We start from the raw sequence: 17,494 nt of genomic DNA on the forward strand, positions 1-17,494 counted from the left end.
AAGAGAGATTTATAAATGGTGAATGCCAGCGCATTATATATGTGCTGGCATTCACAAGAAAGGAGAAGCCATATGAGTTTTGCATTGTTTCTGGACATAGATGGTGTATTGAATACCCGGACGACAGTTGTGGGGGCGCCCAGTGGCAGAACAGGGATCGATGAGTCCAGAGTGAGGCTGCTGAAAAAGGCATTAAAACAGTTTGGCGATGCAGCAATCGTTCTGACTTCTGATTGGAAGCTTATGAGAGAAGACGGGGATGACTTCTCATATCTTGTATCTATGCTGGCCAAATTTGGACTAAGCCTGTCTGGAAAGACAACCGATGTCTGGGTTGGCAGAGGTGAGGGCATCCAAAGCTATCTGGCGGAACATCCTGAGATAGATGAATATGTGATACTGGATGACAACACATTTGATTTCTCCAATTATCCTAAGCTTTGGGAACGGCTGTTGCTTACCAATGGCATAGAAAATGCCGAATATGCATCAAAGACACCGGCGATTGAGGCTATGCTTTTTCTGGAAGCAGTTAAGGATTGAAAAGCAACAAACATAAGAAAAAACTTAGACCGTCCTGAAAGGGTATTCGTGCGAGACTCTGCGGATCACGCCTGTCAGTTGCTCCATAAGCCTTTTTTCTACATCTTCGAAATGAACCCTGCTCATGAGATAGGCATATGAGTGCAATGCAATGATAGAAAGTACTGCATCGTGTTGTTCGGATTCATTCAGATTATCAAAGTCTGGATAGGAAAAGGTGAGATTATTTCTTGCTTCTGTGAGAAAACATTTGTCCATAAATTCGTATATATCCTTGTATTTCTTAAATATTTCCTCTGATTTCAAAAAACGGATAAATGTATTTTCTGAGTAGTCCAGTGGAAAAGTGGAGGTGTAATATCTGCTGAAAAGCAGCTCCAGTCTGGATATAAAAGAGCTGGTGAAAGCTGTCGTGATCACATCCCTCAGTTTGTTGTAATAATTCAGCCATGTTACATATTGTTCTATCTCTGCATAGGAATCACCAGAAAAAAGCTCGTTTACCAGGATGGGAGCCATCTTGTTCTTCATGATAGTTATAACAGCATTCTCATCAAGCTTTAGTTCGTCGCAACAGGTCTTTACTGTAAAATTTCTTACCTCATCAAATCCGAGCAGGTAGTTGGGATCCACATTGTATAGATCACATAGATCCACAAATTCATCAAGTGAAGGGAGCCTTTCCATCTTTTTACTTTCAAAATTGGACAGGGTGGAACGATTGCTGAGGTTTATGGATTCACATACCTTCGCTTGCGTCATACCTATACCCTTTCTTGCTTTACTTAAACGATTCTTAAACTCAATAAAATTGTTGGTATGTGTGTCACTCAGACTGTGCTTTCCCATATAATTTTCTCCGTTGATTTTGCATATTATTGGCGTAATATCGATGCATTTAAATTAGCTTTTTATAGATTATATCACTAGTGACACAAATATGATACATTAATAATGAGAAAAATGATGAAAATGTGTTAAAAAATGCGTACATACAAATACATAAAATTGCTGTAAGCTAGAATAAGCATTGAGTGATACATTTGAAAAGGAGGAATTTGATAATTTGATGATGAATAAATTAAAGGCGAAGAAGATGTGTGTGGATTATCTTAAACAGCACACGCTGGAATTTCATGAGTGCTTAGATACAGATAATGGCAGTACGGGTATAGTAGTGGCACTGCCACATTGCTATGATTGTCCGGACAAAAGGCTAGAGGCGGAGCTGTCTTTTTATGATTCATGCATTGAGGCAAGGGTGTTCTATACTCAGAACGCAGCTTCCTGGGTGGAGGAATCAACTAATAAGGATGCCCTCTACAGACTTATGAACTTTATCAATGCCAGAGTCTGGCCTCAGAGCCACGATGGAGCAGATGGAACATTATATAGTGCAAATTGCCTGATATGTCCACGTATTTATGTTACTGAGGATGACAGCTATGATATAACTGCGACAGCGATGGTCGATAATAATATATACGATATGGCGCCACTGGAGGTCATGGATGCGGTTACGGTGTCGATGCCACAGATATTGAATGAGCTTAGCGCTCCTATATTTCTTTTGGTGCTGGGCAAGATAGACGTTGAGACCGCAATGCAGCTTGTTCGGGAGAAATTCGGTATGGAGTGATTGACAGATTTAATAGTTGATATATGTGTAAAGGCTTTTTATGTAGACTAAAGAGAGAAAAAAGATGAAAGGAAGCGTTAGATAAGTGAGAAAAAATTTATATCTTTCTGAATTAGGCATTTCAAGAGCGATATATTCTGGAAATTTTGTTACAGAGAAAAGAAGATATAGAATGTATCAACGATATAAATATGGATTTGATTATCGAGATATTTTTAACATAGATGCATCTTTTGCTGAGTGGCTCTATTCACATATGCGCATGTACAGAGAGAATAGTATTCATGATGAAGAATTGCATACTGTTATATTTGAGGGAAATGAATTTTCTATCGGGGAAGCTATAGATTGGATCATACAAAAGACCGGTGAATATTTGCGGTATAAGTACTATTTGGATACACATTTTGACTATGTAACCAGACATCCGTTTAAAGGGAAAATGCTTTGCAGGTTAAATCCATCTATCAGAGAATATTTAGAGGATTATGATTGGTCTGAAGAAAAGGAGCATGAAGTCGAGGAAGATTACATTAAGGCTGGGAGACTTTTTCTAGAAATAATGGGATACTGCTGGCTGTAATTGGACACACAAGTAATAGAGGGAGGAACTTTTATATTGTACGTGCGAAAGGAGAATAAGAGAATGGGGAAAGATTTTATCGATGAATTTATACCGTCAAAGGATACAAGAGCTTACCTGCATAGCATTCATTATGAATTCACGGATTTGGAGAAGGCAACGATTGTTGCAAACCATATTATGATTTCATATGAAGAAAAAGTAAAATGGCTAAATAATTTTATGCACCAAATATCTGATGACGCGTTAAAAGATAGAATATCAAAGGCATTAGAGAATTTATCTTATAATGAATCTTTTTTTGACTTTGTATTTATTCCACATGACTTTCGACATGGGGATATTGTAAGATGCCTCTATGGTGACTGGAATACAACTGAGTTTTGTGAAAAAGTAGGAATAATTCTCAATTATTCTGATAAAGAATATGAGTTCTATAAAAATGTTAAAGGGGATTATTCAGATGTTCAGGTTTGTGTAGATATTAAGTTTGACGGAGCAGCTTATCAGGGAGAGTTTGAACACGAGCACATTAATCCAATATACATTGAGCGTATAACTTTAAATGAAAAAGATGAAAGAAGGGCATATCTCAATTATCTTACGAATTTATATAGCAAAAAGGATGCTATGGGTGAAACCGATAATAGTAAGCCTGAATATGCGGGTGGTTCTGATGATTTATTAGAGCAAAGATATCTTGGCAATTATATCCCGGTTCAAGATGAGGCTACTGGTAAATGGTGTGTGCAGATGGGATATGGTTTTGAAAGTGGAGATGTAAATTATATTGCAACGGAGTTCTCTGGAATGGGGTTAATATATCATTTGATGTATAATGGCGAGATGGATCACGTCCATGGATTCGATAGCGTGTTAGCTATGGTTTTGCAAGATCCGGAACATGTAGATATCGTGACGGAATATGATGAATATTCAGAACAGGAAATCAAAATGGTGAAAGAAATAAAGAGGGTAGTGGCATTTGTACAATCACATCACAGACCTATGACCAACGAAGAACTACGTAAAAATAGATTAGAGATAAAGAATAAATGAGAAAATAATTATGGGAACAAATGAAGATTTGCCAAAGATGCTGATGCCTGTTTAATAATCGAGTATTCTGGTGACGCTGAAGAAAAGGACATCTTTCACATGGGTGTAAAGACTGGAAACATTATAGAGATAGATAAAAATGGCAGAGACGAACTATACTATCCCCAATCTACATTGAGAGCCTGGTATGATGATATGAAGGAAAGATTGCTGGAAGATTATTATAGTGGTAGGGGGCATATACATGTATCATTATATTATTGCTGATATACACAATTCGATAAAAGAGTTTAATAGTATAATAGACCAGATAGCCCCCTCAAGACAGGATGAAATCGTCCTGCTTGGGGATGTCTTTGATCGCGGAGGGGAGAATTCAGATCCGGTTGGCGTTTACTTTAGCATTTTGCGGCTAAGCATGAATGTAAACGTGAAGTGGGTTCGAGGCAATCACGATCACATGCTCGCGGAGTATATTTATTCTTACTATGGTGGAAAGAAGAGATGCAATATACCACCATATCAATACAACTCGTTTGATCTGATGAAGGATAGACTTGCTCCAGTGGACATGCTGGACTTGGCTGATTTGATAAAGGGGCTGCCCCTGCAGATAGAGATCAATATTGGATCAAAGAAATATCTTCTTGCGCATGCCATGACATTTGATCCAGCACTTGTAGAACAGGATGATACGTTGTATCTGGAAGGTCTTTATGACATGGAAGAGTATTGGCGCCAGGGCGTGAAAGGGTATGTATCACTTGTAGGCCATACAGATTCAAGCTATCAGTATAACAATTCACATGGTAGATATCTTGATGGACAACATTCAATTTGGACGAATGATTTGGAAAATGTGTACATGCTGGATTGCGGATGTGGCTTGCCAAATGGGAGGCTGGCCTGCATATGTTTGGAAACAGGTGAGAGATTCTATGCATGAATTGGGCAGTCAAGAGCTTAATAATAAAATTGATCACACTTATGTGTCAGACACGCAAGGTGTCAGGTGCAGATGAACAGAACATGTATAAGTATATTCATGTGTACCTGATACCGTTCATGTGCTATGGAAAAAGAGTTATAAAAGGAAGTGAGATGATACACTATGGCAATTCAATTTAATGAGCTTAGGCAATACTTAGCAAGAAACGTTAGGTTGTCAATTTGTTTTGAGGATGGGTATTACCACAATTATCTGATGATTTCAGATGTTCCGGCTGAAAAGTATAAGAATCTATATGTTTATGGAGTTGGAATGATCGATGTAGAATTTAGTATGGATGTGTACGCTGCTCCAAAGGATTTGGACGGCGTAATCACTTCAACAAAAGATGATACTATAGAACCTGCGATTGAGATTGTTCTTCATGAAGCTCCGCGCAATATAGAAAGAAAAGCAGAAGATGTTCTTTTGTTCAAAGATATTAAACCGTACTTACAGATAGGTAGGAATTTTGCTGTCGTTAACAGAGAAGACTGGTCATACAAAGTATATGAATATCGAAAAGATATCCCTAGTAATTATGATGACATGTTTTTATATGGCATAGGCATGGAGGATAATTCAGATGAAAGTGATAAAAATATTATAAAAATGTTAGAAAAAAGAAAGTGTGATTCTTACATGAACAAGCAAATGGTAATTGTTTTGTCAAATACAGCGAGGACAGATATTGACGCAGTATAACTGTAAGACAGGTCATACAGATTCAAGCTACCAGTATAACAATCCACATGGCAGGTACCTTGACGGAAATCATTCAATCTGGGTGAATGATTTGGAGAATGTGTACATGCTGGATTGCGGATGTGGCTTGCCAAATGGGAGGCTGGCCTGCATATGTTTGGAAACAGGTGAGAGATTCTATGCATGAATTGGGCAGTCAAGAGGTTAATAATAAATGAGGAAATACATATGGGAAAAAAGATAAATATTGAAGCGAGTGATGAACCTTGTATGTTCCAGTTCTTTAAAAAGTATATACACCAGACAGACAAGAACGAATTTTATTGTGATAACAGGGTTGTTGATATCAGTAACCCTAATCCGGGAGTAGTTGTTGATTTTAAAAATATTGATCACACTTATGAAGTATTTGCAGTACTTGGAAATTATTGGGGAGGATGGAACTCTACGCCGACAGCAGCAGAGATGTATAATAGAGCTAAGGAATGGGAAGAGCGATTTGGCACGGAGATAGTTGGATTATCATATAACAGCGTTGATTTTGTATTGAACCGAAAGCTATCTGATATAGAAATAGAGGATTTGATCAAAGAATGTGAGGATATTCAGGCAGATGCGGCTTGTAGTGGCGGATATGAAGAAATGCAAAAAATAATAAGAGAAAAAGGCGAGCTTCATATATGGTGGGATTAATATTATAAATATTGGGGAGGCGGTTTAAGTGGCTACATATGTAATTTCAGATATCCATGGAATGTATAACAAATTCACCGAGCTTTTGAATAAGATCAAGCTGAAGGATACGGACACTCTGTATATTCTGGGCGATGTTCTGGACAGGGGACCAGATCCGATCAAAACATTGCTCAAGATAATGAGCATGTCAAATGTGATCTGCATGCTTGGCAATCATGAGGACATGGCACTTGACTGTCTTAAGTTTTTTATGACTACTGAGATAACGGAACAGTCGTTGTCTGAGGTGTCTGAAGAGATGCTGGAGAACCTGGTAACATGGCAGTACAATGGCAGCAAGACGACCATAGACGGGTTTCGGGCACTGGACAGAGCGAAGCAGCAAGAGGTCATTGACTTCATAGAGGATATGCCAGAGATAGAGGAGATATCGGTAGCTGGACAGAAATATCTACTTGTGCACGGCGGGCTAGGGGATTTTTATCCTGGTAAACCGATCGAGAGTTACACGATTGAGGAACTTATCTGGGCAAGCGCGGAGTATGATATTCAGTATTTTGACGACACTTATGTAGTGACAGGCCATACCCCGACACAAGGCATACCGGGTAATCCCAGACCTGGATACATATACAGACAGAATAATCATATCGCCATTGACTGCGATGCGGTGAGAAGAAGCGGGCGGCTTGCGGCGATAAGGCTTGATGATGGCAAAGAATTTTACACAGGAGACTGATGTTCAAGAGAACAGGGAGGAGTGCTTATGAGGATATATTGTATGAGTGATATTCATGGCTGCATAGCTGAATTCGTGGATGCTTTAGCTTTGGTGTGGGATCACCTGGATGAGCCTGATACTATGCTTTGCCTGCTTGGGGACTATATTCATGGAGGCGCAGATGGTTATGCAGTCCTGGATAAGATAATGAATCTGCAGAAGAAATATGGTCCTGATAAGGTAGTTGCTCTTATGGGTAACCATGAGGAATTTGTTCTTCTGGGAGACTCGAGTATAAACCGGCTGATCGGTGTCTTTGATGACGATGCAGATGATGCCCGGGAATGTGATGATGACAGATATATAAGATGGATCGAGAATCTTCCGAGGTATTTTACAGAGGGCAACACGATATTTGTCCATGCTGGCATTGATGAGGAAGCCGGTGACATGTGGGAATGGATGACCAGCGAGGACACTTATGTCAACAAGTATCCGGCGGAGACCGGGAAGATAGAAGGACTTGATATGAAGGTCGTAGCCGGACATGTTGGCACAGCAGAGATCTCCGGGGATCCAAGATTTCATGATATTTACTATGATGGTGAATCACACTATTACATTGATGGAACGGTGCTGGACAGCGGCGTTATCCCAGTCCTTCTAGTTGATACTGATGAGGACAAATATTACAAAGTCACAGAGTCTGGTGAATGGCTTGTACAACCATTTACTACTTAGTCCTTTCCCTTAAAATACAAAGGCGCACAGTTCCGTTGGGAGCTTGTGCGCCTTTGTACATTCATTTGCTGAGAACAATATAGCACGGCGGGAGTGAAAATCGAATCTAAGATATTGCAGTAAAGGTGGATATGTGCTACAATATCCGAAAAGTCGGAAGTGAAACGGGGGTACATTGTGAAGGTATATGAGAAGATATTTGCAAGGCTTGACGAACTGAATATGAGCCAATCAGAGCTTTCGAGAAGAACGGGGATTTCCACCAGCACGATAAATGACTGGAAAAAGAAGAAGATCAATCCCCAGGCAGACAAGCTGGTTGCTATCTGTAAGGCACTTGACATGTCATTGGCAGACCTGCTTGGAGAAGACGGGGCTGAGAGCAGTGGCACAGATTACAGTGCCGAGGAGAAATATCTGGTGGAGTGTTATCGCAGATCGGATAATTATGTGAGAAGGCATATGCTCAGATATATGGAGCTCATTGACAATGTTGAGCCAAATGAGATGAAGACACCACAGAGGAATGTTGCCGTTATACAGGATGTGGATGGGAATAATATTGTGTTTATCAATGATATTATTTTTAAGGGAAAACGTTCTATAACATGGCCCGATGTTGAGGAATATCTGCGCCAGAATGTGGGAGAGTTCTATTCTATAGCAGAGACTGGAGATATAGTTTATATCGGTACAGATTTGCCGGACGAATACGCAGGATCTAATTACACGAAACATATTAAAGGAACAGTGGCAAAAGCAAAGGCAAGTGCGGCTCAGGCAATTACTGAGATAATTGAAATAGCAACATCCAAAACAGCGGAAGAAAATAAAAAAGAGAAACATAGCCGTAATGCTAAAAATGGCTGGTATAGATATGATACCAGATTTGCGTTACCGGTTTACGATGAAGGTGGTGAGGTTGAGCGGTACAATGTGTTTAGTGCAAGATTATTGATCAGACATGCTGCTTCTGGGAAAATGTATCTGTATGATGTTTTAGAAATAAAAAAAGAAACGAGCAAGCCTTGTCAGGTGTAAAACCCTACCCAGTAGAAAACCCATTTCTTAATAAGTAAAGAATAAATCATGCTAAAGAAAAAGTCAACAGACATTTGAGGCGGAGGTTTCGGATTTGTAAATATTATTTATTTTAGCTTGAAGAGGCTGGAAAGGACATAGATTGAATTTACAGGAGACATTAAAACACTATTTTGGATATGACAGTCTGAGATCAGGACAGCAGGAGCTTATAGATGGAATACTTGCAGGAAGGGATGTGCTTGGAATTATGCCAACCGGAGCAGGTAAGTCGCTTTGTTATCAATTGCCGGCTTTGATGATGGAAGCCGCCGGGAGGGGAGTGACGATAGTTATCTCACCGCTAATATCACTTATGGTAGATCAGGTTAAGGCACTGAACCAGGCGGGAGTTCACGCTGCGTATATCAATAGTACATTGACAGAAGGACAGATCAGAAAAGCTTTGGAATATGCCGGACAGGGCAGATATACACTCATGTATGTTACCCCGGAGAGACTTGGCACTGCGCAGTTTCTGGATTTTGCCGGCAAGGCAAGTCTTGCAATGGTGACAGTTGATGAGGCTCATTGCATATCCCAGTGGGGACAGGATTTCAGACCAAGCTATCTGGAAATAGCGGATTTTATAGATAAGCTGCCAGTGCGCCCTGTTGTGAGCGCGTTTACCGCTACAGCAACAGATATAGTAAGGCGGGATATCGTCCAGAATCTTAGACTTGAATCTCCTGTCACGATTGTCACAGGATTTGACAGACCGAATCTGTTCTTCAAGGTTGTGAACAGGAAAGGCGGACGTGAGACGGACAACAGTGTATTGAACTATGTCAAGAGACATGAGGGAGAGAGCGGGATCATATATTGTGCTACCAAGAAGAATGTGGAGAAGGTACACGAATTGTTGGTGGCACATGGAATATCTGCCGGTCGGTATCATGCCGGATTATCGATGGAGGAGCGCAAGAGGAGTCAGGAGGATTTTACATATGACAGGCTCAGTGTGATGGTGGCGACAAATGCATTTGGCATGGGTATTGATAAGTCAAATGTGAGGTATGTGCTTCATTATAATATGCCGCAGAGCCTTGAGTATTACTATCAGGAGGCTGGAAGAGCCGGACGTGATGGTGAGGAAGCGGAGTGCGTACTGTTCTTCTCAAAGCAGGATATCATGATAAACAAGCGTTTGCTGGAACATAAGGTTAGTTCTGCAAATGCAGGCATAGACGATGATGAACTGCGGGCAAATGACCAGCGGAAGCTGAATCAAATGATACGTTATTGTGAAACGGATCAGTGCCTGAGACAGTATATACTGAGGTATTTTGGAGATGAAAGCCCTTGCACATGTGACAAATGCAGTAATTGTGTTGTGACGGAGGAAGAGACAGAGCAGTCATACATAACTGACAAACGTGCTGTGAAAAAGATGGCGGTGATGGCTGATCTGACAGATGAGGGAATGGAACTGTTTGAACTTCTCCGGGCTGGACGCCTGGAGCTTGCAAGGAAGCAGAATGTGCCGCCATTTATCATTTGTTCGGATAAGACTCTCAAGGATATGTGCATTAAGTTGCCGAGAAACAGTGAGGATATGAAGAACGTATATGGTATGGGAGTGCAGAAGACGGAGAGTTATGGAGAGACATTTGCAGAGATTATAGACGAATTCTGCCTTGCACATACGGAATATGTGGAGAGCATGAAAGAGGAAGCTTTGGATTCTGACAATCTTGGTGACTTAGGGACACAAGGTGTGGAATCGGAAAAGCAGCGCAGAAAAGAGAAAACAGTCAGGAAGAAAGAGTTCTATATTGATCCGAACATGCTTGATGATGTGGAGATCGTCGATGAATGTATTGTTTCTGAGCTGGCGAATCGTATAAATGAACTGAATCAGAAACAGGGAATCACAGGCATGAAAAAGCTGACAGCGGCATTTATCAATGGTCTGCTACAGCAAAATGGCTACATTGAAGAACTGGACATGGATGATGGCAGCAAGACGAAGCGGGTTACCTCAAAAGGGGCGGAGATTGGAATTCGTGAGGAAGAGCGGAAAGCGAAGTTTGGCAGAAGATATTATGCAATCACACATAGCAGGGAGAGCCAGAAGGTGATAATAACTCTGCTTAAGGAGTATTTTTCACAGGATACGGTGAGGGAATAGTGGAGTGAGAAAAATATTATTCATCTTAAAGGGATCGAAATCGATACGTTTAAAAAGAAAGTGATAGATTACTTTATGATTAACAATAGATTGACAATAATGAGGTATGAAGATAATGGTATTTGAAACTATATACAGTTTGTATGAAAAAGAAGTAGTAAACGAGATTAAGAAATTAAAAACGGATGAAGAAATAAAATTTATTGAAAGAAAAGGAATTATACGAGATATTGTGTTGAAAAGGTTGGCAAAAGCATTAAGTGTGGCTGTATACAGAAATGGAAAGATAGAGGATGTACATGCGGGGGAATGCGAAGGGGAAGACTATTTTAGAGGTATACCGGATAGTTGTATGAAAGCAATTAATAATGATGTTTGTAATAAAATATATACGATGTTAAAACTATTGCTTAGTACAGATGAGGATGATTTTAAGATAGCTAATGCAGTTCTAAGATTCTCAGAGATGTGTGCGTCAGATTGGAATGAACCAGAACTGGATGATAGTATATACAATAAAGAACTGTTTGATTTGTTGTAATCATTTTTAGAAAGAGGATCAGACATATGAAGATAATAAATGCAACACCAAAAGACAAAGAAGAACTGCTCTCGCTCTATCACGCCATGATAGGTGGACCGTGTGAGTGGAGCGAGAATTATCCTGACGAGAATACCATAGCATTTGACCTGAAGAACGAGGATCTGTTTGTTATGAAGAATGACAAAGAAGAGATTGTAGCCACAATATCCATAGATCACGACGATGCTGTTGAGGCACTTACGTGCTGGAGAGCAGATCTGGCTCCATCGGGAGAACTTTCAAGGCTGTGCGTCAGGAAGGATATGCAGGGACAGGGAATTGCGAAGACTATGATGAACTATGCCTGTGATGTTCTGAAAAGCAGAGGCATGAAGGGCGTTCATATACTTGTCAGAGAGGGACATGTGGTGGCGCTTTCGACATACGCCAAGATTGGCTTTGAAACGGTTGGAGAGTGTGATCTTTTTGATAAGCATTTCGTATGTATGGAACGGGGATTCTAAAGAGGTAGATATTGCAAGTTATAGGATGCAGCTGCAGCTATATTGTAATATAATGGGGGTGTATTGTTTGATGAGTTATAGAGATGAGACATTTTTATTATATAAGAATGACGAGTGGAGGTGCACAGAATGATAATTACAATAGGCAGAGAGTGTGGATGTGACGGCGATGAGGTGGCAGCAAGACTTGCCTCAAAATATGGTATAACCTGTTACACAAAGAAAGAGATAATAAGGCTGGCAAAGGAGAAGGGTGTGTATGACAAATATCCGTTTTTCTTTGGAGAGAAGGCTATAGATTCTATGATGCAGTCGGTGTCAGATGACTTTGTCGTGAAGAGAAGAAAGACTCCGGAGGAGGTACTTGAGAGATTGCTTGACGGACAGGATGGTGTTGTAGTGGGAAGAGCATCGGACTTTGCATTCAAGAACAGGAACGATGCAGTGAGAATATTCCTGTGCGGAGATAAAGACGGCAGAATAAAGAGGATAATGGACAAGCATGGCATATCAGAATCAAAGGCAAAGAGTCTTGTGGAGGAGACTGATGCCAGGCGGAGAAGCTATCATGACTATTACTCAGGAGAGAACTGGGGATATTCAGGACATTATGACCTGTGCCTTGACGAGGTGAAGCTCGGCGTGGACGGTGTTGTGGAGATGGTCGCAGCGTATATGAAGGTAATAGGCAAGTAGAACTGAGACAGATGGAAGCGCGGTTAAAGACCGATGAAAGGCAGATAGAAGCCGGATAGTGTGAGTTAGTCAGATAGGTTTTCGACATTATGATTTGAAAGGTATAGATATGGGAGAAAAAGCAACTGGAAAATACAGCCTTTTGGTTCCGGATGGCGAGTATTTGTCCCAAATACTGAGCCCTGTGACCATGCATGATCTGGGATTGGACATGATATGCAGGCAGTTGTCATCCAAGGAGGCAGAACAGAATTATATAATGCGCGTTATGTCGCAGATGTATGAGGATCCGGAGGTGACCCGGTACAGATGTGATATATTTGAGGACATTCTTGACCATAAACAGTTAAGGGAAGATATGATGGAGACCCTCAACAGGATAAGTTTTCTGAAGGATTACGGAAGCTTTCGCCGCGAATACGATGAAGGTGCAAGTGTGTGGGAGCTGATGCACAGGCTTGATGAGATAGGCGATTATATCAAGTGTGTTGATGCCCTATATGAATGTCTTAATAAGTATGAACTTCATTCTGACGGATTTGCCGGGCTCAGGGATTATGTGAAGAGAATATATAGTGATAATGGTTTTGGTGAACTTAAGGAAGATATATCCAGACTGAAATTTGATACCTCAGAGATAAAGAGTATAACGGTTGGAATCAATCTGAATGAGAGATTTGAAGCTGAGGGCGTAGGCCTTATATCAGTGAACAACAAATACTTCACCAGAGGTGGTGTTCTCAGTAATTTCTATGATCATCTAGTAACCAGAGACAGGATCAGCAATGAGGCGCAGTGGAAGGGAGATTATAAGTTCCAGCCATTTGATGCAAGAAGTGAGCTTCAGGTGAACGCTCCTATGCAGCAGATGGTGCAGACTGCCGCTGTGGGTACCGTGGCAGGTGCTGCTGCCGGAATTGGCGGAATACCTGAGGGCGACCAGGCAAAGGATGTGACCAGATATACGGACAGAGTAGTGGGACATATGGTATCCGGGATAGTGAAGAAAATGAGACAGGTGCTCAATAAATATGTATCCATAACCATCACAGACATGACGGATCTCATACCGGAGCTTACATACTATATAAGATGGGCTGAGTATATAGAAAAATTGCAAAGCAGAGGTGCGGTATTTTCCAAGGCAAGGGTTGTGAACTCTGCATATCAGCCGGACGCAGGTACATCTGAGGAAGCCAATTTCAAGAGCAGATATTATATGAAGGCTCGTGGCGTATACAATATCAAGCTTGCAGCATTTGATACGGAGGAGTCGGATCACATAGTGACCAATGATCTGGACTTTGACAGCGATCACAGAGTGTATATCCTCACAGGTGCCAACAGAGGCGGCAAGACGACTATAACCCAGACGATAGGCCAGCTTTTTGTACTGGCTCAGGGCGGTATATATATCCCGGGTGATGAATTTGAATTTGCTCCTGTGGACTGCGTATTCACGCATTTCCCTGCTGACGAAGACAAGACCCTGGATCTTGGAAGACTTGGTGAGGAGTGCAAGAGGTTTAAGGAGATATTTGACGGTGCGGGTGACGGCAGCCTGATACTTCTCAATGAGACGTTTTCAACTACGTCATTTGAGGAGGGCTATTATATAGCCAGAGATTCCGTGAGAGCGATTCTGACAAAGGGAACGCGGACGATATACAACACCCATATGCATAAGCTGGGCTTTGATGTGGATGAGATGAATGAAGGACGCGCAGATGGCAAGGTATATTCGCTGATCGTACATAACGAGGGATCACAAAGATCTTACAAGATCGAGATAGCGCCGCCGGCTGGCAGATCATATGCCAGTGACATAGCGGAGAAATATGGTGTTACATATGATATGCTGGTGAATAAAGAAAAATAGTTGGCTGTATGCACTGCTTGCGGATGATATTACAGACGATATGTGGGCAGTTTAGAGTCATATAATATGAATTGTCTACAGTGAAGATATTGGAGGGTATAGGATGACAGAAAAGCATACAGACAAGAGAACAATACTTATAGTGGATGATGACGCTGATCTGTCTATGCTGATACAGGATATGCTGGAGGACAACGGCTATGCTTTTCTGTACGCAGCCAGCATAGACGATGCATATGAAGTGCTGACAGATAACAAATGTGATCTCATACTTCTGGATATCAATCTTCCCGATGGTACAGGTTTCTCATTCTGTAAAGAACTCAGGCATACTTCGCAGGTGCCAATCATATTTGCAAGTGTAAGGACGAGTGAGGATGACAAGGTGAATGGTCTTGATATGGGTGGAGATGACTATATCGCAAAGCCGTATTCACTGAAAGAGCTTATGTCTCGTATCCGTTCGATACTCAGGAGAACTTATGGTGTTGATGACAATAAGTCTGAGATGTTGACCCTGAACACAGACGGGAACGAGATAGAGATCAACAGGTACGCACGGACTGTGAGCAGAAACAAAAGTAATGTGGATATGAAGCCGAAGGAATTTGACCTGCTTGTATACATGGCGGAGAACAGAGGCAGAGTATTGACCAAGGAACAGATCATGAGTGCCGTGTGGGGGCTGTACAGTGATGTGGAGCCATCCACGGTTGCGGTGCATGTGAGGTGGCTCAGAGAAAAGCTTGAGACAGATCCGTCACATCCGCAGCTTATCCGTACGGTATGGGGAACGGGATATGTGCTGGGAGATAGTGAATAGACAAAGACAGTGAGAATAATATGAGCTTGTAAGGTGGATGTCCACTTGGCAGCTATAGGGAGTTTATATGAAGCGACATTCAGTAAGAAGCAATATAATAAAAATGCTGATCGTGTTCATGTGCGCTATAACCATAGTTTTTGGCTGGCTGTTCTACAGGGAGAAGCAGGACGAGACACGGCGGATAAAAGATGATGAATATGGGCAGTATATAGTGGAACTGAATGAAGTGAAACAACTGTATGATTCGGGATCCACAGATGCTGACGAAAAGCTTGACGCTGTAATGAATGAACTCAGGGAACAAAAGATAGATACCGGCAAGTCAGGACTTAGGAATATAGTGATCATGTATATCGTTGTCTTGTGTGTTGTGATTGTATTATTCCTGTACATATACGTGTGTGTTCTCAGGCCATTTGACGAGATGGAGGATTATGCATCACATCTGGCAGCAGGGGATATGGACACCGAACTTAAGTACAGACGGGTAAATATGTTCGGAAGCTTCACGTGGGCATTTGACCATATGAGAACGGAGATAGTGCATGCAAGGCGTAGAGAGCAGGAAGCGATAGAGAACAACAAGACAGTTATAGCCACGCTGTCACATGATATAAAGACTCCAATCGCATCCATAAGAGGATATGCGGAGGCATTGGTCATGAATATGGATGCCACCCAGGAGCGCAGGGGGAGGTATGCGTCGGTCATCATGAAGAAATGTGATGAGGTTACGTCCATAACGAATGACATGTTTATTCATTCCTTGCATGATCTGGACAGACTGGTGGTGAAGAGTGATAAGGTTGAGATAAAACCTCTGCTGGAACAGGTCCTGTCAGATATAGGTCTCGGAATGGATATCGTGGTGAATGGAGATATAACCGAGGCAGTGCTTGAGCATTCAGATTCGGGAAGAGTGGTTCAGGTGATAGAAAATATACTGTCAAATGCCTCTAAGTATGCCAGAGACACAGAGATAAGTATTGTTACGGAATGTATATCGCCCGAAAAACTTCCAAGAAATGTCCATGTGGGCGGCGCTGATATGATATACAGTCTGTCCATAAAGGATCATGGAACAGGAATTCCGGATAAGGATATGCCGTTCATATATGAGAAGTTTTATCGAGGGGAAAACTCCGGTGATGAACCTGGAGCGGGCCTTGGACTATTTATTGTCCATTATCTCATGGACAGAATGGGCGGAGATGTGGAACTTGTAAATCATGTTGATGGCCTGGAGGCAGTGTTATATTTTGCAGCAAGAAAGGTTTGTTAAGGACTTGTTAATAAATAGGGTGATATGGTTGTAGCACGGTGGCGAGGTGAAGATCTGTAGAGGATGTCTGAATGCCCCCGTGCTACAACTATAAAAAGGAGAGAAAAATGGCAGATATAATACTTCAGGCAAGAGACCTTTGCAAAAGCTTTTCCAGTGAGGGCGTGCAGAACCATGTGCTCAACAACATGGATCTGGATATCTATAAGGGAGATTTTACAGTCATCATGGGAGCGTCAGGCTCGGGAAAATCCACACTGCTTTATAGTCTGTCCGGGATGGACAGACCGACTTCGGGAAAGGTCATATATGATGGCGAGGATATAACAGAATATAATGAGAAGCGCATGGCAGAACTCAGGGTGTATGAGTTTGGATTTGTGTTTCAGCAGATACATCTTGTTAGTAACCTCAGCATTAGAGAGAACATACTTGTGCCGGGTTATATGAATAAGGATACGAGCACAAAAGAGACTGAAAACAGGGCTGATGAACTCATAAAAAAGATGAATATAGAAAGTGCTGCTGACCGACTTCCTGCACAGGTGTCCGGCGGAGAGGCACAGAGGGGCGCTATTGCCAGAGCGGTCATCAACAGTCCGGGTATCCTTTTCGCGGATGAGCCGACAGGCGCATTAAACCGTAGGAATACTCAGGATGTGCTGGACCTTCTCACCGAGCTCAATGTTGAGGGACAGAGCATACTCATGGTTACCCACGATGTGAGGGCTGCTATCAGGGCGAACAGGATCATCTACATAGAGGACGGAAGGATCATAGGTGAGCTGAAGCTGTCACAATATATTGAAGAAGACCGCAAGAGACGTGAGAGCCAGATAGATGCATGGCTTGGTTCCATGCAGTGGTAGGAGGTGCCG

At 41.7% G+C, this 17,494-nt stretch carries 22 protein-coding genes; 21 read left to right on the plus strand and 1 reads right to left on the minus strand.

What is annotated here, in order from left to right; all coding sequences use genetic code 11:
• Positions 1-72: 72 nt before the first annotated feature.
• Positions 73-543: an HAD domain-containing protein gene (locus NQ536_RS01515; RefSeq protein ID WP_004851878.1), complete on the plus strand. Its 471-nt coding sequence runs from the start codon at positions 73-75 to the stop codon at positions 541-543.
• Positions 544-567: 24 nt separating this feature from the next.
• Here NQ536_RS01515 and NQ536_RS01520 read toward each other — a convergent pair whose 3' ends face one another.
• Entirely contained in the window at positions 568-1,392 is an 825-nt protein-coding gene (locus NQ536_RS01520) for a helix-turn-helix domain-containing protein (RefSeq protein WP_004851876.1), read from the minus strand.
• Between the two features lie 220 nt (positions 1,393-1,612).
• Here NQ536_RS01520 and NQ536_RS01525 point away from each other — a divergent pair, with 220 nt between their 5' ends.
• From NQ536_RS01525 to NQ536_RS01620, 20 genes are all read left to right on the plus strand, one after another.
• Complete coding sequence (locus tag NQ536_RS01525; protein ID WP_022058784.1) at positions 1,613-2,182, plus strand: hypothetical protein; 570 nt, start codon at positions 1,613-1,615, stop codon at positions 2,180-2,182.
• Between the two features lie 85 nt (positions 2,183-2,267).
• Positions 2,268-2,765, plus strand: a complete 498-nt coding sequence (locus tag NQ536_RS01530) for a hypothetical protein (protein WP_022058785.1) — start codon at positions 2,268-2,270, stop codon at positions 2,763-2,765.
• Between the two features lie 63 nt (positions 2,766-2,828).
• Positions 2,829-3,824 carry a hypothetical protein gene (locus tag NQ536_RS01535; RefSeq protein WP_155803866.1) on the plus strand — a complete coding sequence of 332 codons (996 nt, stop codon included), beginning with the start codon at positions 2,829-2,831 and terminating at the stop codon, positions 3,822-3,824.
• Positions 3,825-3,923: 99 nt separating this feature from the next.
• A complete protein-coding gene (locus NQ536_RS01540) occupies positions 3,924-4,091 on the plus strand; it encodes a hypothetical protein (protein WP_004851867.1) in 168 nt (55 codons plus the stop codon).
• Positions 4,069-4,770 carry a metallophosphoesterase gene (locus tag NQ536_RS01545; protein ID WP_004851864.1) on the plus strand — a complete coding sequence of 234 codons (702 nt, stop codon included), beginning with the start codon at positions 4,069-4,071 and terminating at the stop codon, positions 4,768-4,770. The genes NQ536_RS01540 and NQ536_RS01545 overlap by 23 nt, the downstream gene beginning before the upstream one ends.
• The gene (locus tag NQ536_RS01550; protein ID WP_004851861.1) at positions 4,767-4,952 is read left to right on the plus strand and encodes a hypothetical protein; all 186 of its coding nucleotides are present in this window, start codon (positions 4,767-4,769) and stop codon (positions 4,950-4,952) included. Before NQ536_RS01545 ends, NQ536_RS01550 begins: the two co-directional genes overlap by 4 nt.
• Positions 4,936-5,517 carry a hypothetical protein gene (locus NQ536_RS01555; protein ID WP_004851860.1) on the plus strand — a complete coding sequence of 194 codons (582 nt, stop codon included), beginning with the start codon at positions 4,936-4,938 and terminating at the stop codon, positions 5,515-5,517. The genes NQ536_RS01550 and NQ536_RS01555 overlap by 17 nt, the downstream gene beginning before the upstream one ends.
• Positions 5,504-5,704 carry a hypothetical protein gene (locus NQ536_RS01560; RefSeq protein ID WP_004851858.1) on the plus strand — a complete coding sequence of 67 codons (201 nt, stop codon included), beginning with the start codon at positions 5,504-5,506 and terminating at the stop codon, positions 5,702-5,704. The genes NQ536_RS01555 and NQ536_RS01560 overlap by 14 nt, the downstream gene beginning before the upstream one ends.
• A gap of 41 nt (positions 5,705-5,745) precedes the next feature.
• On the plus strand, positions 5,746-6,210 hold the full coding sequence (locus tag NQ536_RS01565) for a DUF4253 domain-containing protein (RefSeq protein ID WP_022058788.1): 465 nt from the start codon (positions 5,746-5,748) through the stop codon (positions 6,208-6,210).
• A 28-nt stretch (positions 6,211-6,238) separates the two neighbouring features.
• Positions 6,239-6,952: a metallophosphoesterase family protein gene (locus NQ536_RS01570; protein ID WP_044998109.1), complete on the plus strand. Its 714-nt coding sequence runs from the start codon at positions 6,239-6,241 to the stop codon at positions 6,950-6,952.
• Between the two features lie 42 nt (positions 6,953-6,994).
• Positions 6,995-7,675 (plus strand): metallophosphoesterase, encoded by a 681-nt coding sequence (locus tag NQ536_RS01575; RefSeq protein ID WP_004851852.1) that lies wholly within the window; start codon positions 6,995-6,997, stop codon positions 7,673-7,675.
• Between the two features lie 177 nt (positions 7,676-7,852).
• Entirely contained in the window at positions 7,853-8,716 is an 864-nt protein-coding gene (locus NQ536_RS01580; RefSeq protein WP_044998105.1) for a helix-turn-helix domain-containing protein, read from the plus strand.
• Positions 8,717-8,858: 142 nt separating this feature from the next.
• Positions 8,859-10,886: a RecQ family ATP-dependent DNA helicase gene (locus NQ536_RS01585; RefSeq protein WP_004851849.1), complete on the plus strand. Its 2,028-nt coding sequence runs from the start codon at positions 8,859-8,861 to the stop codon at positions 10,884-10,886.
• Positions 10,887-10,992: 106 nt separating this feature from the next.
• On the plus strand, positions 10,993-11,427 hold the full coding sequence (locus tag NQ536_RS01590; RefSeq protein ID WP_004851847.1) for a hypothetical protein: 435 nt from the start codon (positions 10,993-10,995) through the stop codon (positions 11,425-11,427).
• A 26-nt stretch (positions 11,428-11,453) separates the two neighbouring features.
• Positions 11,454-11,933, plus strand: a complete 480-nt coding sequence (locus NQ536_RS01595; protein ID WP_004851846.1) for a GNAT family N-acetyltransferase — start codon at positions 11,454-11,456, stop codon at positions 11,931-11,933.
• Between the two features lie 129 nt (positions 11,934-12,062).
• A complete protein-coding gene (locus NQ536_RS01600) occupies positions 12,063-12,629 on the plus strand; it encodes a cytidylate kinase-like family protein (protein WP_004851843.1) in 567 nt (188 codons plus the stop codon).
• Positions 12,630-12,738: 109 nt separating this feature from the next.
• Positions 12,739-14,508, plus strand: coding sequence for a MutS-related protein (locus NQ536_RS01605; protein ID WP_004851841.1), 1,770 nt, complete (start codon positions 12,739-12,741; stop codon positions 14,506-14,508).
• A gap of 103 nt (positions 14,509-14,611) precedes the next feature.
• Complete coding sequence (locus NQ536_RS01610; RefSeq protein ID WP_004851839.1) at positions 14,612-15,331, plus strand: response regulator transcription factor; 720 nt, start codon at positions 14,612-14,614, stop codon at positions 15,329-15,331.
• Positions 15,332-15,398: 67 nt separating this feature from the next.
• Positions 15,399-16,616: a sensor histidine kinase gene (locus tag NQ536_RS01615; protein ID WP_044998102.1), complete on the plus strand. Its 1,218-nt coding sequence runs from the start codon at positions 15,399-15,401 to the stop codon at positions 16,614-16,616.
• Between the two features lie 107 nt (positions 16,617-16,723).
• The gene (locus tag NQ536_RS01620) at positions 16,724-17,485 is read left to right on the plus strand and encodes an ABC transporter ATP-binding protein (RefSeq protein WP_044998101.1); all 762 of its coding nucleotides are present in this window, start codon (positions 16,724-16,726) and stop codon (positions 17,483-17,485) included.
• Positions 17,486-17,494: the final 9 nt, after the last annotated feature.

Origin of the sequence: Coprococcus eutactus (assembly GCF_025149915.1) — a bacterium.
Taxonomy (GTDB): domain Bacteria; phylum Bacillota; class Clostridia; order Lachnospirales; family Lachnospiraceae; genus Coprococcus; species Coprococcus eutactus.